The sequence below is a fragment of the Streptomyces sparsus genome, assembly GCF_054776295.1.
The window spans coordinates 1-518 of record NZ_BAAHCA010001741.1 but is presented as its reverse complement, the minus strand read 5'-3'; the positions used below and the strand labels follow the sequence as shown (position 1 = coordinate 518).

The following is a 518-nucleotide window of genomic DNA, read 5'->3' as shown; positions in this document are numbered from 1 at the left end:
TCCACCTATCCCACCCCGACGCGGCCGGGCAAGCCCACCGAGCCCACGCCGACGCGGCCGGGCAAGCCGACCGGACGGCCGACACCGAGCCCGACGACTCCCGAGCCGCCGGCCGAGTGCCCCACCGACACGGCGTCGCCGTCCCCCTCGGACAGCGCCACCGGCTCGCCCAGCCCGACGAGCGGTGAGACGACGCCCGCCCCGAAGCCCACAGCCACACCCACATCCACATCCACGCCCAGCCCGACCGGGACGGGCGCGTCGCCCTCCCCCTCCGAGTCGGACACCGAGGACCCGAAGGACCCGAAGGACCCGTGCGCCGAGGAGTCGGACGCTGCCGACGGCGACGGCACGGACAGCGACGGCACGGACGGTGAAGGCGGTGAGCCGTCCGGCGACGGCACGAAGGGCGCCGAACCGTCCGCCTCCCCGTCGGTGAGCCGGACGATCGCAGCGCTCGCGGCCCGGTTCCTCAGCTGACCGGCCCCTGAGCCCGCCGCTCCGCCGCCCGGACCGGG

Annotated in this window: 1 pseudogene; it reads left to right on the top strand. The window is 76.8% G+C overall.

The features are described from left to right. A pseudogene (locus tag ACYVE9_RS30595) lies at positions 1-480 on the top strand (hypothetical protein); the annotation flags it as partial. Positions 481-518 lie beyond the last annotated feature (38 nt).